Source organism: Methanolobus vulcani, from assembly GCF_006546655.1.
Lineage (GTDB): Archaea > Halobacteriota > Methanosarcinia > Methanosarcinales > Methanosarcinaceae > Methanolobus > Methanolobus vulcani_A.
Genome location: NZ_VIAQ01000011.1, coordinates 77,855 through 96,449 on the forward strand (window position 1 = coordinate 77,855; position 18,595 = coordinate 96,449).

The 18,595-nt window shown below is 40.7% G+C and carries 19 protein-coding genes; 8 read left to right on the forward strand and 11 right to left on the reverse strand.

Annotated features, from left to right (window positions below):
- Positions 1–8 precede the first annotated feature (8 nt).
- Positions 9–986: a DNA repair and recombination protein RadA gene (gene radA / locus FKV42_RS04515; protein ID WP_154809053.1), complete on the reverse strand. Its 978-nt coding sequence runs from the start codon at positions 984–986 to the stop codon at positions 9–11.
- Between the two features lie 166 nt (positions 987–1,152).
- On the opposite strand from radA, the gene FKV42_RS04520 reads away from it, so the two are divergent.
- The 3 genes from FKV42_RS04520 to FKV42_RS04530 are packed head-to-tail and all read left to right on the forward strand — an operon-like array spanning position 1,153 to position 2,834.
- Positions 1,153–1,611, forward strand: a complete 459-nt coding sequence (locus FKV42_RS04520; protein ID WP_154809054.1) for a phosphopantetheine adenylyltransferase — start codon at positions 1,153–1,155, stop codon at positions 1,609–1,611.
- Between the two features lie 54 nt (positions 1,612–1,665).
- Positions 1,666–1,998 carry a hypothetical protein gene (locus FKV42_RS04525; protein ID WP_154809055.1) on the forward strand — a complete coding sequence of 111 codons (333 nt, stop codon included), beginning with the start codon at positions 1,666–1,668 and terminating at the stop codon, positions 1,996–1,998.
- Positions 1,998–2,834 carry a TIM barrel protein gene (locus tag FKV42_RS04530; RefSeq protein ID WP_154809056.1) on the forward strand — a complete coding sequence of 279 codons (837 nt, stop codon included), beginning with the start codon at positions 1,998–2,000 and terminating at the stop codon, positions 2,832–2,834. Before FKV42_RS04525 ends, FKV42_RS04530 begins: the two co-directional genes overlap by 1 nt.
- A 14-nt stretch (positions 2,835–2,848) precedes the next feature.
- Here the strand turns inward: FKV42_RS04530 and FKV42_RS04535 are convergent, their stop codons facing one another.
- Positions 2,849–3,535 (reverse strand): HoxN/HupN/NixA family nickel/cobalt transporter, encoded by a 687-nt coding sequence (locus FKV42_RS04535; protein ID WP_154809057.1) that lies wholly within the window; start codon positions 3,533–3,535, stop codon positions 2,849–2,851.
- A gap of 690 nt (positions 3,536–4,225) precedes the next feature.
- Here FKV42_RS04535 and FKV42_RS04540 point away from each other — a divergent pair.
- The 4 genes from FKV42_RS04540 (at position 4,226) to FKV42_RS04555 (ending at position 6,244) form a co-directional block, all read left to right on the forward strand.
- Positions 4,226–4,420, forward strand: coding sequence for a hypothetical protein (locus FKV42_RS04540; RefSeq protein ID WP_154809058.1), 195 nt, complete (start codon positions 4,226–4,228; stop codon positions 4,418–4,420).
- A 219-nt stretch (positions 4,421–4,639) separates the two neighbouring features.
- A complete protein-coding gene (locus tag FKV42_RS04545) occupies positions 4,640–5,185 on the forward strand; it encodes a winged helix-turn-helix domain-containing protein (protein ID WP_154809059.1) in 546 nt (181 codons plus the stop codon).
- A 202-nt stretch (positions 5,186–5,387) separates the two neighbouring features.
- On the forward strand, positions 5,388–5,636 hold the full coding sequence (locus FKV42_RS04550; protein WP_154809060.1) for a hypothetical protein: 249 nt from the start codon (positions 5,388–5,390) through the stop codon (positions 5,634–5,636).
- Positions 5,633–6,244 (forward strand): hypothetical protein, encoded by a 612-nt coding sequence (locus FKV42_RS04555; RefSeq protein WP_154809061.1) that lies wholly within the window; start codon positions 5,633–5,635, stop codon positions 6,242–6,244. Before FKV42_RS04550 ends, FKV42_RS04555 begins: the two co-directional genes overlap by 4 nt.
- A gap of 27 nt (positions 6,245–6,271) precedes the next feature.
- On the opposite strand, the gene FKV42_RS04560 is transcribed toward FKV42_RS04555, so the two are convergent.
- The 7 genes from FKV42_RS04560 to mutL form a co-directional block, all read right to left on the reverse strand.
- On the reverse strand, positions 6,272–7,612 hold the full coding sequence (locus FKV42_RS04560; protein WP_154809062.1) for an energy-coupling factor ABC transporter ATP-binding protein: 1,341 nt from the start codon (positions 7,610–7,612) through the stop codon (positions 6,272–6,274).
- 10 nt (positions 7,613–7,622) lie between these two features.
- On the reverse strand, positions 7,623–8,405 hold the full coding sequence (gene cbiQ / locus FKV42_RS04565; RefSeq protein ID WP_154809063.1) for a cobalt ECF transporter T component CbiQ: 783 nt from the start codon (positions 8,403–8,405) through the stop codon (positions 7,623–7,625).
- Between the two features lie 269 nt (positions 8,406–8,674).
- The gene (locus FKV42_RS04570; RefSeq protein WP_154809064.1) at positions 8,675–8,965 is read right to left on the reverse strand and encodes an energy-coupling factor ABC transporter substrate-binding protein; all 291 of its coding nucleotides are present in this window, start codon (positions 8,963–8,965) and stop codon (positions 8,675–8,677) included.
- The gene (locus tag FKV42_RS04575; RefSeq protein WP_154809065.1) at positions 8,962–9,657 is read right to left on the reverse strand and encodes an energy-coupling factor ABC transporter permease; all 696 of its coding nucleotides are present in this window, start codon (positions 9,655–9,657) and stop codon (positions 8,962–8,964) included. Before FKV42_RS04575 ends, FKV42_RS04570 begins: the two co-directional genes overlap by 4 nt.
- Before the next feature lie 331 nt (positions 9,658–9,988).
- The gene (gene cbiE, locus FKV42_RS04580; protein WP_154809066.1) at positions 9,989–10,570 is read right to left on the reverse strand and encodes a precorrin-6y C5,15-methyltransferase (decarboxylating) subunit CbiE; all 582 of its coding nucleotides are present in this window, start codon (positions 10,568–10,570) and stop codon (positions 9,989–9,991) included.
- A gap of 3 nt (positions 10,571–10,573) precedes the next feature.
- A complete protein-coding gene (locus FKV42_RS04585) occupies positions 10,574–11,584 on the reverse strand; it encodes a cobalt-precorrin-5B (C(1))-methyltransferase (protein ID WP_154809067.1) in 1,011 nt (336 codons plus the stop codon).
- A 41-nt stretch (positions 11,585–11,625) separates the two neighbouring features.
- The gene (mutL, locus tag FKV42_RS04590) at positions 11,626–13,689 is read right to left on the reverse strand and encodes a DNA mismatch repair endonuclease MutL (protein ID WP_154809068.1); all 2,064 of its coding nucleotides are present in this window, start codon (positions 13,687–13,689) and stop codon (positions 11,626–11,628) included.
- Positions 13,690–13,898: 209 nt separating this feature from the next.
- On the opposite strand from mutL, the gene FKV42_RS04595 reads away from it, so the two are divergent.
- Positions 13,899–15,080 carry a multidrug effflux MFS transporter gene (locus FKV42_RS04595; RefSeq protein ID WP_154809069.1) on the forward strand — a complete coding sequence of 394 codons (1,182 nt, stop codon included), beginning with the start codon at positions 13,899–13,901 and terminating at the stop codon, positions 15,078–15,080.
- Positions 15,081–15,135: 55 nt separating this feature from the next.
- Here FKV42_RS04595 and mutS read toward each other — a convergent pair whose 3' ends face one another.
- Positions 15,136–17,790 carry a DNA mismatch repair protein MutS gene (gene mutS / locus FKV42_RS04600; RefSeq protein ID WP_154809070.1) on the reverse strand — a complete coding sequence of 885 codons (2,655 nt, stop codon included), beginning with the start codon at positions 17,788–17,790 and terminating at the stop codon, positions 15,136–15,138.
- Positions 17,791–17,877: 87 nt separating this feature from the next.
- Positions 17,878–18,561 carry a class I SAM-dependent methyltransferase gene (locus FKV42_RS04605; protein ID WP_154809071.1) on the reverse strand — a complete coding sequence of 228 codons (684 nt, stop codon included), beginning with the start codon at positions 18,559–18,561 and terminating at the stop codon, positions 17,878–17,880.
- Positions 18,562–18,595: the final 34 nt, after the last annotated feature.

Genomic DNA, 18,595 nt, shown 5'->3' on the forward strand with positions numbered 1-18,595 from the left:
TCCCGATATCATGGGTCACGCAGACCTGGCGTGGTTACAGAAATAATAGCTTCACCATCAGGAAGGTTTGGAGAGTCCACAAGTTTGACTATTCTCTTATCTCCCTTGGATTTACGCAGGTAAAGCCTGAAAGTTGCGGTGTGACCTACGATATGTCCACCAATTGGCTTTGTAGGATCACCGAAGAATGCATCTGGTTTTGACATAACCTGATTTGTAACTATTACAGAAGCATTATAAAGATCACCACATTTTTGCAGGCCATGAAGGTGTTTGTTAAGTTTCTGCTGCCTGTCTGCAAGTGTTCCCCTTCCTATATATTCAGCCCTGAAGTGAGCTGTCAGGGAATCCACAATGAAAAGTCTCACAGGCATATCACTATCTTTTAACTCGTTTGCAAGTTCCATTGCAGAATCTACAAGCAGTATCTGGTGATTGGAATTGTATGCACGTGCAACATGTATGTGTTTCAGGAACTCTTCCGGATCATATTCCTGACCGTATTTCTCGGACAGACCCTCAACCATCTGTTTTATTCTTTCAGGTCTGAATGTATTCTCAGTATCGATAATAACCACGGAACCACTAAGTCCGCCCTGTTCTTTGGGTAACTGTACATTAACAGCGAGCTGGTGTGCTACCTGCGTTTTACCGGAACCGAATTCACCATAGAGTTCAGTAATTGCCTGAGTGTCTATACCACCGCCCATCATCTCATCGAACTCAGTACATCCTGTGGAAAGCTTGCCCACAAGCTTCCTGCGTTCCATTACAATATCACCGGTTTCAAATCCACCAATATCAGCCGATTGTCTGGCTGCAAGAATGATCTTTGAGGCGGTAGATTCACCAATTTCAGCAGCGGTTGCAAGTTCTGCCGGAGAGGAAACGGCAATTGCTTCAATGGTTGTAAAACCGGCGTCTTTTAGTTTCTGTGCGGTCGCCGGACCCACATGGTCCAGTTCTTCCAATAACACTTCTGACATTTATTATAACTCCTTGGTGCACATGTTTTCTTCTGGTGCACAATTCGATTAACTAATTGACTTTTGAGTATATATACCTGAAGAGAGCGGAGTGAAAGTATTATTTATAGTATTCATGATAGAACTACGACAAAACTTATCATTCAAAGCAGTCATTAAGGGTGCAATGGCCAAAGTAGTAGTAGGCGGAACATTCGAATGCCTGCATGACGGACACAAGGAACTTATCCGCAAAGCATTCGAACTTGCCGGAAACAATGGAATTGTTGATATCGGACTTACATCCAATGAGATGGCAAATAAACGTCCACGTCATGTTCCTGATTATGCTACCAGGAAGAAGAATCTTCTTGAATACATTAATGAGATTTCAGCAGGCCAGGAATATACAATACTGAAACTCAACGAGCCCTTCGGAAAAACACTAGAAAAAAACTATGACTACATTATAGTTTCACCGGAAACACATCCTGTTGCACTGAAGATTAATCAGCTCAGAAATGAGAAAAAGATGAAGGAAATCAAGATCTTCAGGGTAGATTTTGTGCTTGCCGATGATAAAATACCGATATCATCAACAAGAATCGTGCACGGTGAGATCGATATTCACGGACACCTGAAATAAGAGTCCTGTTTTTTGGAACATAATTTTATAAACTATTTTCTACAACTAATGTCCATGGGAAGAGTATTCAACGAAATGGACAATCAGATATTTAACAAGCTTGCACCTGAACTCGGTGGGAACACAATGTCAAATTCGGGACATAATTACCCCTTTATTCTCAGGCCTGTATCCCACAAAATTGCTGCGGACGCTGATGATTTCAGAACAAGGATGGAAAAACTGGACATTGAAGAGATGGAATATCTGTTCCAGCTTGCCATGGAAGGAAAAGAGGACATCAGGTCCCTTGAAGAAGAAGATGTCGACACCTTCATCGAGATGGTTGAAGAGAAACTATCCACTGAGAAAATGAAGGAACTCAAAGCAATGCTTGGAATGGCATAATGAAAGCTTCTAGATTGCTTTTTGGGACTGCCGGAACACCCAAAAGCTCAAAGAAAAGAAACAGTATTTCCGGTATCGAAAGAGTGAAAGAACTCGGACTTGGCTGCATGGAACTTGAGTTTGTTCGTGGAGTCAAAATGGGTGAAGCTACTGCATCTGATGTTCGTGAGAAATCACAGGATGAAGAGATATCACTGAGCGTTCATGGTCCATATTACATCAACCTGAACTCACAGGAACCTGAAAAGATAGATGCCAGTATTGAAAGAATCTACAAATCATCAAGAATTGGCAGTCTTTGCGGTGCAAGAAATATTGTTTTCCACCCTGCATATTATCACAAAGAGAATCCGGAAAAGGTCTACGAGAAGGTTTTTGGATTGTTGGAACAGCTTGTTTCAAGGCTTAATGATGAAGGTATAGAAGTGATACTCAGACCTGAGACCACCGGAAAGGGGACACAGTTTGGAAGCCTACAGGAAAATGTAAGGTTTGGAGCTGAATTGGAGAACGTACTCCCATGCATTGATTTTGCGCATCTGCATGCAAGAAGCAATGGTGCTGAGAACAGCTATGAGGAATTCTCTGCCACGCTGGAACTTGTTGAGAATGAACTTGGCCGTGAAGGACTTGATGATATGCACATGCATGTTTCAGGCATAGAATACAACGAAAAAGGGGAAAGGAATCATCTGAATCTTGATGATTCAGACATGGAATATGCAGAACTTATGCGTGCTCTGAAAGATTTCAAGGTGAAAGGTCTGCTGATATGTGAAAGTCCTGACAATGAAGGCGACGCATTATTGCTCAAAAGAACTTACGAGGGTTTGTAGGCCCTCATTGCTCATTAGATATGAATTGACGGTGCCACATGCACCAGGAATGGATGCAGCAATGTGAAAATACCAATTACCACAATGACAGAACCGCTTACAAGTGGAAGTTTGTTTATTTTGGTGCTGCTCACATAATTCTCAATGAATCCTTTTCCTTTGACAAATACAACTGACAGTGAAGTAATAGCCAGTGCAAGACCGGCACTGAATATTAGTACATATATCAGACCATTATACACCTGATCGTTTGCGATGCTGAATAGCAATACTGCAAGTGCAGCAGGACATGGAATCAGTCCTGTTGACAGGCCTATTGCAATGATACCTTTTTTTGTATCGATAACATGTTCGTGCGGATGGAAGAATTTCCTGAGAATCCATGCTCCAACTATTATGAGGATAATGCCCCCCACTACACTCATGATATCATGGGTCATGTCAACATTCAAAGCTTCTACCAGATATATCGACGCAACTCCTAGTGCCAATACCACTACAACATGAGATGTAACAATGGTCAGCCCTAGAAGAAGTGCGTCTTTAAGATCTGCATCTGTACCCATGACAAAAACTGCCATTATGGACTTGCCATGACCCGGTTCAAGCGCATGAAGTGCACCAAGCAGAAATGCAGAGATGACTATAAAAATACTAAGACCTGACGAGAATCCGTCTGCTCCTATTGAAAGAATATCCATGATCATTACTCCTTTTATATTAGAGGATATAGCGCAAAGAACGATAGTTGTTGTTAGTAATACTAATTTACAGTGAGTATATAAATAGATTATGCATTCGTATATTATTAAATGGCATTAAAGTAACACCGTAGTAACAAATCGCAAATTACTTCTGAAAAGGACGATGGATAAAATAATACAAATATGAGCAAACAAAGTATCACCCATAAATAAAATACAGTTCAATAGCAGAATAATTGCAGTTCCCAATAAAAGGAATATAAAGTTAGAACATAATGCGGAAAGATTAAGTGAAATCTACATAATGCATGAATATTGAGTAGAAAGTAATACATAATTATACACATTGTTTTGCAAGATATAACAATATACCGAGTTCAATCTAATATAAAAATATAGTAATCCGTATTCGTAAAAATCAAATACTAACTGTTAACGCGTGTGAAAAAATTGAAGCAGTTGCCCCCAAAATACGAATACAGGAAAAAACAAGCAGGAACCTTAAGAAGTCTTTATTTTAAAAAGTAAATGATATTACTATAAGATTTAACAAATACCATAAAAAAGAGAAAGGTGTGTTATTCATACAAATAACACGATATACCATAAAAGAACAATGAAAGTAAAGCCTTTTATATCGAAAAAATAGAGTTCTGCCCCTACTCAAACAAATAGGAGTTAATTAAGATGTTATGGAGTTACTCAAAAATAGACGAATCAAAAGTAAAGACCATTGAAGAACTTGAAAAGAAACTGGGTGTAACCATTCTTGCATTCTCCGGACAGGATATCAAAAACGCAGAACTTACATCCGATGATCTTGAACAGATCAAGGCAGTAGAAGGCGAACTTGGCCTCTCACTCGTAGCTGTCAAAATGTAAGTATAATCTTAAACTTATTTTTTCAGGATACTAAAAACACCCTATTTTAATATCGATTCCCGGCGTTCACTCATCCCCTGAACGCCACTTTTTTGATTTAGATCTTCTTCTAAAGTCATCTTCTTGCTTAACTTTTTACCATGTAGTAACAAGCATTTTCAAAAATAAAATAAGACAAAAGAAGAATACATATACCAATACACCTATTTACCAAGTAGTATGAGTATAGAGGATAATGAGAATAACGATATTGAATCACAATTCTTAAAATTGTTTTATGCACTTGACAGTAAAACAAGGCTAAAAATGATTAAGAGCCTTCATGAAAATGAAAAACACATTTCGCAGCTGGCTCGCGAACAAGAGTTATCAATTCCTGTTGCATCAAAACACGTGAGCATTCTTGAAGAGGCCAGTCTTATTGAAAGGCACATATATGGAAAAACCCATGTTCTGGAAATAAATAACAAAGATGTTGCCAGTTCACTGGATATCCTTGCGCCAACAAAAACAGTGAAGGCAAAAAAAGGCAGTAATCTGCTGGATTCCCTGAAAAAGGTTGCAATCGTGGAAACAAAGAAGATTAAAGGAATAGAACAGGTAGTTGCAGTTAACGGGGATGAAGGATTTTTTATATATGAAAAGGATGGAGAACTCTGTAACCAGACGGTCCAGAAATACATATTAAGTGATGATGTAACAATTACATGGAAGAAACTTGAACCCGTTGCAAAATTGCGTCTTAATATCGAGATAGAAGATTGATTCATCCTGAAAATACTCATACAGAACCAGCATAAACCTATTTTCACAACTTAGCAGGCATCTGATTTTGCGTATAAAATTCCCAATTAATCCAAATTGAAATCTGAAAATTTCCAGACAACCGAACAACTATTTATACATTAAAGCTAATTACTGTTAGTATTATTGGTTTCATACATTATCTGCACCGATGAGGGATAAAATGTACCTACAAATTGCTGAATACAAAAATACAGCTTATGAAACACATAAGAATGGACTGTTCTGGCAGACGTACATATATAAAAAAGACATTGATCACAATTATAGGCTGATCGACATAGCCAGATTTCTGGTCGAACCAGAAGCCGAAGCCATCCATGAAATCATTGACAGGGCAGCATCTGCCATCAACCAGCAATTTCCAGATTCAAAGGGATTGAATATTCATTCAGTAGGAGAATTATCTTGAATACATTGATCTATAAAAAAGCTATAGAAATGCTTCATGATACAAAAGGAATAGAAAAAGCAATCGTTCTTGAAAATGATGATGTTAAGATAATAAAAAAACTTGAAGAAAAAGATGAACAGATGAATTCATTATATCTTGGCAGAAAACACAACATTGGAGTCAAAAAAGTTCTAAGATCGGACATATTGCTGGCTTTTGTAACTAACATAGACTATAAGTGGCCAACAGATAATCTAAAGATAATATATCAGGGAGAAATTATTGGAAGAGACATCAGCGATGCGAATGAAATTAAAGAGTACATAAACTCAAATGATCATTGCGTATTTGGCAACATTGTAGTCAACTTCCGCAAAATGAAATGTCAGGAGAATACAACCGAAGTACCACTATTGATAATCAGTGCTAAACCATGGGATGAAGCTGAAGGAATGAACTTTGTATCTGAAGCGTTAATAGCATCACCTTCAAGGTTAACCGATGAATACATCAAATCCAAAATACCACATGGAAGAGATTTACATGTTGGAACTTTTCTTGTTGGATTAAATATCGAAAAAGAGGGAATTGGACAATTCACCATAAAAAACATGATCGAGAACTAAAAACAAATTGATTCAAAAAATAAAAAATCAATTGTTTGTGCTCTCTGCTTCTGGCTTTTTTTGTTCGGGATTAACAACAGTAACCGGGATATTTATTCCGCTTTTTTCCATGTAACCTTTTATCCTTTTCATAGCATGACACACCATGCCGCCATTTGTAAGAATTAAGCATCTTTGACCTGCCAGGGAGTTCAGGATTGAACGGTCTACAACTCCTGCAGTTACATGGAGATAGATCTCATCTCTTTCTGCAAGGATTTTGCTCCTCTTGCCCATGGCACCAACACATTCAATCTCATCTCTGAGAATTATGTCGCAAAGCTCATTTTTAGAATATCTGGATGTGTCATATATGCCGATAAAACCTGCCCTGTATGGCCTTCTTTCCATTTCTACAATTGCAAGGTTATCTTCATGAACATGGAGAACCTTGCAGTTTGCAGCCTCGTAGCCGGAATCAGGTGCATAATCACCATACAATATACCAAGATTGATGTAATCCCCTTCTTTTACCTCAGATGGTACTTTTGCCCACAATAACTGCTGTGAACGTAGTGAATGAACAAGGTCAGGAATGTCACGTGGACAACATTGAGGTTTTACAAGACCTCTACGTTTAATCTCTTCATAAATCTCAAGAGTAACAGGTCTTCTAAGGTAAGCTGTTTTCAGATTTTCTTCATCCATGAAGATAGATTCAGGAGTACCTTCACTGATCACCTTATGCTCATTCATAAGGAATACATAATCTGCCCACCCATATGCCAGGTCAACGTCGTGTGTTGATATGATAATTGTTTTCCCGAAGTAGTTAAGCTCATTGAGCAGGTCCATTACCTCATCTGCACCCACCGGATCAAGATTTGCAAGTGGTTCATCCAGAATGATTAATTCAGGGTCCATTGCAACAATACCTGCAATTGCAACCCTCTTTTTCTGGCCACCACTCAGGTGGTGAGGAGGTTTATCCTTCAGGTGCGTCAGACCTACATATTCCAGAGTATTATTAACAATTGATTCAACTTTATCCTTTGGATAACCAAGATTCGTTGGTCCGAAGGCAACATCCTGATAGATAGTAGGAGCAAATATCTGGTCATCTGAATTCTGAAAAACGATACCGATATTCTTCCTGACATCCCTCAGGGATTTAGAATCATATTTCATGGACTCCCCATGGAAGAGTATTTCACCCTTTTTAGGACGGTGAGTTCCATTCATTGAGAGAAACAATGTTGATTTTCCGGAACCATTGCGTCCGACAAAAGCTATTTTTTTACCTTTTTCAATGGAAATATTAATATTATCAAGAGCAAGGGTACCATCAGGATAGGAAAAACTCAGATTTTTTGTTTCTAATATAATCATATATCTCACCTCAAATAACGGACGCACCCCGTGTAAAATAAAAAGTCAGTATCACCAATGCGAAATAAACTAGAGTCAATATTAATTCAGAGAACTTAACAGGCCTTTTATCATCCAAAATTGTCAATTTTCCATCATAACATCGCGAGTTCATGGAAACAAATATCTTCTCGCCCTGTTCCCATGACCTTATGAAAAGGTTTGTTCCAAGCATGACCATGGACTTGAAAGATGTCCTGAAATCCTTGTAACCAAGCCTTACGGACTGAGCATATTTCACACCCATTGCTACATCAAGAAAAACGAAGATATAACGATACATCATCATAGCAATCTCAAGAAATGAGTCAGGAAGCTTTGTAGCCTTGAGAACTGAAAAAAGCTCGATCATGGGCGTTGTTAGAGAAAGGAAAAACAGACATGACATACCACCAAGTGTACGTGCTAAAACCAAAAGGGCCATATTAAGGCCAGCCTTGCTTACACCAAGAGTATAACCTAAAATATCGAACGAGAATAATTTGGCACCTTCACCAAAGAAGAATGCGATTATGACCACGCTAACTATAACAAAACTAGCAGGAGCTGCAAGTAGCTTGAAATAGAATGATATAGGAATCTTTGCAAAATAAAGAGTTGCAAAGCTCATACATATAGCTACAAGAAAGGGAACCAGTGGTGAGTTAGAAGATACGCCCGCCAGTAGTCCAAAAGTCACAATGGATATTTTAAGCCAGTTATTTTTGTACCTGAGTGGGCTCAGTACCGCATAGTCATCAAGTATATGTGCCATTTTTAGATCCAACCAATTATAAAACAATACAAATTGTGTAAATAATAGCTGTACAAGTGTAATGTAATACGATAGAGAACGTTATACATAAGTATTTCGTTGTTATGTTCCACGATTATAATCATACTCTAAAAAAGGTAGACGCATAAATCAATTTGCATAAAATGCTTTGAAATTAATCAGATTAATCAAAATAAATTGTTTACAAGCATTTAGATTTAAAAAAGAAAAAGGGAAATGTGCTTCTTTCAGGAGAAGCACGTCATGAATTAATTACCCTGACCTTTGCCCTTATAGTATCCAAATGTGTAACCAATTACGATTGCACCGAATGCAGCCTGAAGTGCAAAGAGAAGACTTTCGGTTTCTCCTCCAGGTGGTTCAAAGAGATATTTCTGGAACCATGGTACAAAAGGTTCATAACCAAAGTTCTCTGCGACATAATCTCCTGCTGCACCGTCTGCACCACCAAATTCGGAATCCGGATTTGCTGCAGCACCGTAAAAGAACTGAGCAGCAAAAAGAATTACAATTATAGCTACAAAGTACTCCAGTTTCATTCCATTGCCTCCTTGAGTTTTGCAACTGCAGATGTACTAAGCACATTCAGGTCAATCAATACATCACTCTTGATCTGTACAACATACTTCATGATAAGTGCTGTAAGAGCACCTTCCATTATTGCAAGTGGAACCTGGGTTGCTGCGAATATTGTGGCAAATGCCGTGAATGATGCCAATATACCACCTTCAGCCGCAGGGAACGCCACTGCTAATTGCACAGAAGTTACAACATAAGTTACCCAATCAGCAATTGCTGTTGCAAGGAAAACATTCAGGTAGAAGTTGATACCTGCCTTGGATGCAGCCTTATAGAACGCATAAGCAACTGCAGGACCAATAATTGCCATTGATGCAGAGTTTGCACCAAGTGTGGTTATACCGCCGTGTGCCAGGAAAATTGCCTGATAGAGGAGTACAATTACTCCAAGAACAGCCGTAATACCTGGACCAAAAAGAATTGCTGCCATTCCCGTACCTGTAGGGTGTGATGAACTTCCAGTCACAGACGGAAGTTTAAGAGAAGACAATACGAAAATAAAAGCGCCAGCAACTGCCAACAGAGGAATAACGTCACGTCTTGCACTTACAAGTTTATTCAATTTGTACATACCATACAATATAACAGGAATAGAAAATACAAACCATAACTGCCACCATGGAGATGGCAAGAAACCTTCGAATATATGCATTATTTTTCACCTTCCATATAACGAACAATAACTGGACTGCTTACAAACAAGCCAGTTAGCACCGTGAACAATTTGAATCGTTTCATGTGAACAACTAAATTTGTTTTGGCTATTGGATGTAATATGTTATGGTACATAAACATAACGATTCTCTACTGAGATTATTAATTTTATCTCGAAAGCTAAGAAACTTTACTGATAATGAAATAATACAATACACACTAACAAATCATCATAAGTAACAGTGAAGCGAATTATATATAAAAATCACTTTATCAAAAAAATCAGAAGAAATTGTTTTATTACAACAAATATTTCATATGATGAGTATTTATTGTACTATCATAACGCAGTACACATCTGATAAATTCTCAGGTGGCTCTGCCACCGTTCCACAAACAGAACGTTCATGGGGATAACCAATATCCTCATAGATACATATTCTTGCATTAACACCCATTCCCAGTAATACTGCTGCAATCTCTTTTGGTCCAAAGCTGTCCGCAGGTAGCAGGAATATATTCTTACCCAGACCAATTTCCCTTATCAAGACTTCCTTTGCAGGTGCAGGGTCCCTGCCATGTGCAGTGATCATTGCAAGTGTTGACATATCAACATGAAAACGAGAACATGCAGCCTGTATGGATGATACGCCTGTAACAACACGATCTTTTTCCGTGGCAAACTTACCAAGTCCTGAAAACATTGGATCGCCAGTAGAGAGTATAACTGCATCTTCCGGTAAAAGATGGAGATTCTTATAATCTTTAATAATATGAGCATCGCATTTGATGAACTCTTCTGCAAGTTCGATAGAACGTTTTGAACCATACACAACAGGAGCATTGCTGATTACCCCTATAGCTTCCTGGGTCAACATATTCGGACCAACGCCCACACCCACTACTATCATTAATTATTCCCCGCTGTCCATTAACACGGTACCGTCCCTGTCAACAACGACAATACGGGCACCTTTGCCTTTTTCCACAGCCATATTAAATGCCTGCTTAAGACGCTCATTCTCAGGGTCAAGTTCTATCATCTCAACAACAGTAGCAAAGCCGCTTTCTTTAAGCATATCAGGATTGCCCCATTTCAACACAAGTCCCGGCAATCCACAGATAACCACATCACCATGTGCTGAATCAAGAGCCTCGGATATACGGCTTCCTGCAAGCACAACAGTGTGATCCGGGAAAAGCATGGTTGAGTAACGAATGCCAACTCTGCCTGTGGTGAGCACCACTTTGTCAGAGTGTCTTATGAGATCACCTTTCATCTCACCCAGGTGATCATTCCATGGTTCCACAAATCCTGTACTTCCTAGAATGGAAATTCCATCAACAATACCAATACGGCTGTTCAGGGTCTGCTTCGCAATTTCCTTACCTCTTGGAAGATAGATAGTTACTTCAGCACCCTTAAGTCCAAGCTCATCCACAGCTTCCTTAATGGATTCTTTGATTTGCTTCATGGGACCAGGATTAATCGCAGGATGGCCTTTCCTGGATTCCAAGCCGCTGCGGGTAACAATTCCAATCCCTTCGCCTGCATAGACACTAATACCTTCAGCTTCCCTGGCATCGGCAACGAATTCAAGGCCCCTTGTAATATCAGATTCGTGATCGTTATTCATCTTCACTGCAACAGCATGTCCCTTGCTTCCTGTGACATCCATCTCTGCCCTGAGTCCAACAGACGTTGGAACTGAAATATGGTTTACATCACCGCCCAGGGAAAGAACAGCTGCCTTTGCAGCCATTGCTGCAGTGGTTCCGGTAGTATATCCTCTCTTTAATACAGAACCATCGCTCAGAACCACAAGAGTTCCGTTCTTTATACCCTCTTCAAGCTCTTCACGTGGCATTTTAGAACGATCCAGCCATTCGTCTGGAATCCTGGATTTGTTTACCGGGTCAATCATCTCAGGTCAATTGTAAGTAATACTTTTAAAATCTACCGACTCTATCCAGTCCTTTTGAAGAGCTTGGCCAGTTCATCCTTCGTAAAAGAAATCATAGTAGGTCGGCCGTGCGGACACGTGTAAGGATTATTACAGTTCATGAGCTGGCGTATAAGTTCTTCCATTTGTTTAGTATTGCATACCGCACCTGCCTTGATAGCTGCACGACATGCCATGGTACTGCACAGAAGATCATAACGTTCCGTATCTTCCTTGACCCTGCCAACTGAAAGAAGGTCCGAGATTATATCATGTATCACATCAGTATCCTCAAGCTTACCGAAAATGCTTGGAACCGTAGTAACAACATATGTCTTTGGACCAAACTCAGATATAGAGAAACCCATTTCCTCAAGCTGTGGAATAAAATCCCCAATGATTGCTATCTCTTTCTGGCTCAGGTCAAGAGTAATCGGAGTGATGAGTTCCTGCCATCCCATATCCTGCATTCTCAGCACCTGCTCATACATGATACGCTCATGCGCTGCATGCTGATCAATAAGCACAAGCTTCCCATCCATCTCCGTAATTATGTAAAGATCAGCATACTGACCGAATACCTTCACTCCTGATGGATTAAATGAAGCGTTCAGCTCCTCTAATTCCTCCGGCCCTTCAGAACTTACATTCATTTGAAGCCGCTCACTTCTTTTCAGGCGGCGTTGAGTGTCTTTAGCAGGATAATGGTATGGTTCATTTTCCTCTTTGACAACACTTGTTTTTGGCTTTTCAACCGTTTCTTCATCAGAAATTATAATTGGAGAAGAACTTTCTAAATCATCGTTCGGCTTTTGAGAAACTATTTCCCCAGTACGAGAGGGCTCAACACTTTGATAATCATAAGATGAGACAGGTGTTTTTGATGAAGTGGACGTAACTTGTGCAGAAGAAACTGAAAATTCTGCCGGCTTTCTGGGTTCTACTGAATCATATGCTACTGATCTGTCAGATGGAGTACTTGAAAAAGATGAACTTGGTTTAGCTCCTGAAATATTCAAACGTGACTGAACAGGAACATCTTTTTTGTCCAATTGAACTTCAGGTACAAGAGAATCCTTTGCAAGTGCTTTCTCTACAGCAGATATAATCATGACACCAATTTCTTTTTCATGACTAAGCCTGACCTCACGTTTTGCAGGGTGCACATTCACATCAACGTTCACAGGGTTGATTATGAAATTAAGGAAAGCTGCAGGATAACGTCCTTTTGGAAGCAGGGTGTAATAACCAAGCCTCACAGCATTGCTAAGCTGGTTTGAGTGAATAGGTCTGCCGTTTATGAAAAATACCTGGAAATCCTTTCCACTCCTGGTGAACTCCGGCTTTGATACATATCCTGAGATTGTCAGGAGGTCGGATTCGTATTCCAGTGGAACAAGGGAACGTGCAACATCAGCACCATACAAATGCACTATGCTGTCAAGCATTTTTACAGACGAGGGAGAACGCAGGTTAACTTTTCCATCTATAACCAGAGTAAATGAAACATCGGGATGTGACAGGGAGTTTCGTGACACGACATCTACAATATGTGCAAGTTCAGTTCTGGCACTTTTGAGGTATTTTCTGCGTGCAGGAGTGCTGTAAAATAGGTCATTTACAAGAATACTGGTTCCCACTGATGCACCGGTAGAGGTTATGTTCTTGATTCCGCTGGTGTCAACCACTACCTTGGTACCCTCAATTTCCCCTTCCTGACGGGTGACCAGTTCCACACGTGCAACAGAAGCAATGGAAGCAAGAGCCTCGCCCCTGAATCCCATTGTGAGAATATTATCAAGGTCCTCTATTCTGCCAATCTTACTTGTAGCGTGTTTCTTGAAAGCCATTGAAGCATCTGTATGACTCATTCCTGTACCATTGTCTACAACAAGGATGCTTTTCGTGCCATACCCCCCTATTTCCACTCGAACATCGGTTGCATGAGCATCAATTGAGTTTTCAATAAGCTCCTTGACCACTGAGGCAGGACGCTCAATCACTTCTCCTGCTGCTATTTTGTTGATGGTGGACTCATCCAGTAATTTTATTCGGGAACCTTTAAGATCACACGATTTCTCAGTCATTTTCCACTTCCTGTCCACGGCAAGTATATTCCATAATCCAACCCATCACGGCAAAAATATCTTGTTGTTAGTATTTTTGTGTTTGCATTGCAAGTTTCAACTACTGATTAAAAACCTGCAAAGAATATGAAAATAAATGATTATTATCGCCCATACGATTATATATATTCACGCATTGTAAGAGCCGACATTAAGTTAGAAGGTTCATTATGAACAATTCTGAAAAAATAAAAAACATAGTACCGTTACTAGCTCTTTTGACCGCCTTTCCGGCGTTTTCAACTGATATGATACTGCCTGCCATTCCGTCCCTGGCAGTTTTATGGGATGAGCCCCTGTCAGTTGTTAACCTTATTCTTATAGGTTTCTTTGTCACCTATGGATTCTCACTGCTTTTCTACGGACCAATATCAGATAGGTACGGACGCAAGAAGCCTTTGATGGCCGGAATCATAATTTACATAATTGCCAGCATACTCTGTGCCATGGCCTCCAGTGCAACTGCACTGATAGCCTTCCGCATACTGCAGGCCGCCGGAGCTGCTGCCAGTAGTTCCCTGTCCATGGCAATGACAAAGGATCTCTTTTCAGGAAATGAACGACAAAGAATTCTTGCATACATTTCTGTTATAATGGCACTCGCACCGATGTTCGCCCCGGTGGTCGGCGGATGGATACTTGCATACCTCAAATGGCACTGGATATTCATTGCTCAGGGAGCAATGGGAGTTCTCGGACTTCTTGGTGTCATCAGAACACCGGAAACCCTGAAAGAAACGTCAAACGCACCTGTATCAAAGGTACTGCATTCCTACGTGAACCTGCTGCATAACAGGATATATATTATCATGGTTCTTGTTATGTCACTTAGCCTTTTACCAATGTACAGTTTCATTGCCGGCTCATCAGACATTTACATCAACGGGTTCGGAATGAGTGAACAGACTTACAGCTACTTCTTTGCATTTAACGCCCTGGCACTCATGACAGGCTCCATGTCATTCCTGAAACTCGGCGACAGAATAAAACCGAAACATCTGATGACAGGAGGATTTGTGGGACTTGTAGTCGGAGCAGCCATTATTCTGACAATTGGAAATTACTCACCCCTGGCTTTTGCTCTTCCAATGGCTTTAGTCACATATTCCATAGGCATCAGCAGGCCACCAAGCAACCACCTAGTACTTGAACAGGTACACAAAGATGCAGGAGCTGCCTCATCTCTGCTGATTTTCACATATTTCTCTCTGGGAGCAGTAGGAATGTGGCTGGTGTCCCTGGATGTGATGGAACGCCTGCAGATACTTGGAACAATCACATTAGTATGTGGGGTTCTCACGTTTATTGCATGGATGGTATTGCAGAAACAGGGAATAGGTTCAAAGAGCTGAACGGAATAATACAACAAAGAATTAAGACAAAAATTAAAAATGCGTAAACTCCGCACTATGCAAGTTTACTTTTTATTTCATGCAGCTTGTTCAGTGCCTCAAGCGGTGTCATGGAATTTACATCTATTTTTTTCAGTTCCTCAATGAGGGGATCAGGAGTTGTTTCAGTGTAAGTTGCTTCCTGATCGAACAGAATAACCTGAGTATATTTGGCACTGCTGTGCTGTTTCTTTTTACTACCCTTGCGGTCCTCTTCACTCAGCATGCACTCGTCCTCAATATCCTCGAGAATTTCCTTTGCCCTCGAAGTGACTGCATGAGGCACACCAGCTATCCTTGCAACATGGATACCATAGCTCCTGTCTGTTGCACCCGGAACGATCTTACGCAGGAAGACAAGGTCATCGCCATCTTCTTTCACAGCAATGTGGTAATTCTTAACCCTTTTAAGACTGGCTGCAACTTCGGTAAGCTGATGGTAGTGCGTGGCGAAAAGTGACCTGACACCAACACGGCCTTTGTTGTGGATATACTCAACAACTGCCTTTGCGATGCTGTAACCATCGTAAGTGCTTGTACCCCTGCCAATCTCATCCAGCAGTACAAGGCTCTTAGGTGTCGCATTGTTCAGGATGTTGGCAAGTTCAACCATTTCCACCATAAAAGTACTCTGGCCACTTGCAAGATCATCAAAAGCACCTACTCTTGTAAAAACCCTGTCCACAATTCCAATAGAAGCATATAATACAGGTACAAAAGAACCGGACTGCGCCATGATAACGATCATAGCAATCTGTCTCATATAGGTGGATTTACCTGCCATGTTAGGTCCAGTGATAAGCTGGAACTGGTTCTCACTGCAGTCCATCTCAGTGTCGTTGGAAACAAATCCACCGGGAACTGTATTTTCAACCACAGGATGCCTTCCATCCCTGATAAGCAACCTGCAGTCAGGTGTTATTGCAGGCCTGACATAATTGTTATTTGCTGCAACTTCAGCAAGGTTTGCAAGCACATCCAGTGTACCAATAAGAGCAGCAGTTTCCTGCAACTGTCTGGAATGTGAAGCTACAATAGTATTTAGCTCACTGAGAAGTTCGTATTCCAGAGCCACCATTTTTTCATCAGCCGAGAGTATGGCACTCTCACGTTCCTTCAGTTCAGGAGTATAGAACCTCTCAGCATTGGTCATGGTCTGCTTCCTGATATAATCGTCTGGAACCTGTGAGATGTTGGCCTTTGTAATTTCAAGATAGTAGCCGAAAACCTTGTTGTAGCCTACTTTCAGGGACTTTATCCCGGTCCTATCACGTTCTTTCTGCTGGAACTTCGCAATCCATTGTTTACCGTTCTTCGAAAGGTCGAACAGCTCATCAAGCTGCTCATTGTAACCGGGTTTAATCATCCCTCCATCCCTGACACTAAGAGGAGGTTCCTCCACGATTGCGCTGTCTATGAGTTTTGCAAGCTCATCCAGTTCTGCAAATGATGAAAGCTTTGATGAAGTGCTCTCAAGCAATTCTATGTCTTTGCATCCCTGGAGAGAATCAAGCAAAAGAGGAACGGATTCAAGTGATTTTTTAAGGGAGACAAGGTCTCTTGCATTGGAATTACCATACATGACCCTTCCAACAAGACGTTCCATGTCCTTTACATAGGAAAGATGAGCACGGATATCGAATCTTACAAGTGTATTATCGTGAAGCCATGAAACAGCATCCAGCCTATCATTGATAGCATCCACAGAAATTAGTGGTTTCAGCAGCCATTTCTGTAACTGCCTTCTGCCCATCGGGGTTTTTGTTTCATCAAGTACACCGATAAGAGATGCATCGTTTCCCTCACCTCTGACATTCCTGACAATTTCCAGGTTCCTCAGGGTAATGGCATCCAGAACCATGAACTCGGAATCAAAATAAGTCTTTAGCGTTTGTACCTGTGAGAGTTCTCTCATCTGGGTGTCTGTTGCATAACGCAATGCTGCACCGGCAGACGAAACTGCCGCCAGAAGTTCACTGCAACCCATACCCTCTAAAGTAGTTACTTTAAAGTGGTCAAGGAGAACTTTTTCAGCAATTTTGTGATCAAAGGAATCCTCATCAACCTCATGAATAATTATCCTCAGGTCTTTTATTCTCTCTTTGAGATGAGTTTCTTTTAGCAGGGATGGTGGCATGATGCACTCAGACGGCCCCATGCGTGCAAGCTCACTTATGATGCGATCATATGGCTGCTCATCGGTAAGCTGGGTTGCAAGGAATTCTCCTGTTGAAATATCCAGAAAAGACAGGCCAAATTCACCTTTATCACCATACAAAGCCACGAGATAATTATTAGAGGAATCCGAGAACATAGAGGAATCCATCGCTGTGCCCGGAGTTACAACCCTCACCACTCCTCTTTTCACAACACCTTTGGCCTGTTTCGGGTCTTCAAGCTGCTCACATATGGCAACCTTGTATCCTTTTTTAATCAGTCGAGGAAGATAATTATCTATTGCATGATAGGGGATACCGGCCAGTGGCATCTTTTCCCCATCCTTATCCTTCCCCCTGGTTGTCAGGGTAATCTCAAGTTCCTTTGCAATTGTCTTTGCGTCTTCTCCAAATGATTCGTAAAAATCCCCCATCCTGAAGAATATGAGGGCGTCCTTATGCTCTTCCTTGGCTGCATAATACTGTTGCATGGCAGGGGTTACTTTACTCATGATGATTCACACCAAATTCGTGCCCCAAATTATCTGGCTGTTAGTATTTTTGTTTTTGCATTGAAGAAGGGATGAAATTATACACGGAAATTAAACATGCATTATTTTCAACATAGTGTCCCCACCTTTCTGGAATTCATAATTCACTTTTTCCTCACTGACAACATAACCCTTTGAAACTAACAACCCTATGATTTCATCCAGATGTATGGATTTCCTTGAATTCAGGTCCACCAGTGGAAATATCCTCACTTCACTGGCAACCCTCAAAAGCTCATCAATTGCCTGAACATGAAAATCAAATGATAGCTGCTCCGAATACAAAAATAGCAGATGCGATACAAGTGCCAGATCAAAAGAATTATCTGCAAAAGGTAACTCCGGCAGCCCGCCCGCAATATATCTCCCCTGTATTTTACCTTTCTCAAAATCATCAAGGAACTGGCTCATGGAACTCATGCGAATTTCACCCAGTTCTTCAACTGAGGATATGTTTTTCCAGATGAATTTGTCCTTGTTTGCCCTTGTCTGCTCCAGCACTTCTAAATAGGTTTCATCAATCCTTTTTTGAATCATTTCCCTGTCCAGCTCATATATAGGATCAACTGAAACAACCGATTTCCCCATCCTGTTCATTTCACAATTAAAACTGGCAGGACCATCACCACAACCCAGAATTGATTTATTCAGGTCTTCGTCTGAAAGACTGAAAATGTCAACGTATTCCTGAAAAGAACGTCCCCCGGGAACTACATTATGGTACTGAACGGACATGAAAAGGTGATGGCCTTTATGCCAGATAAATGTG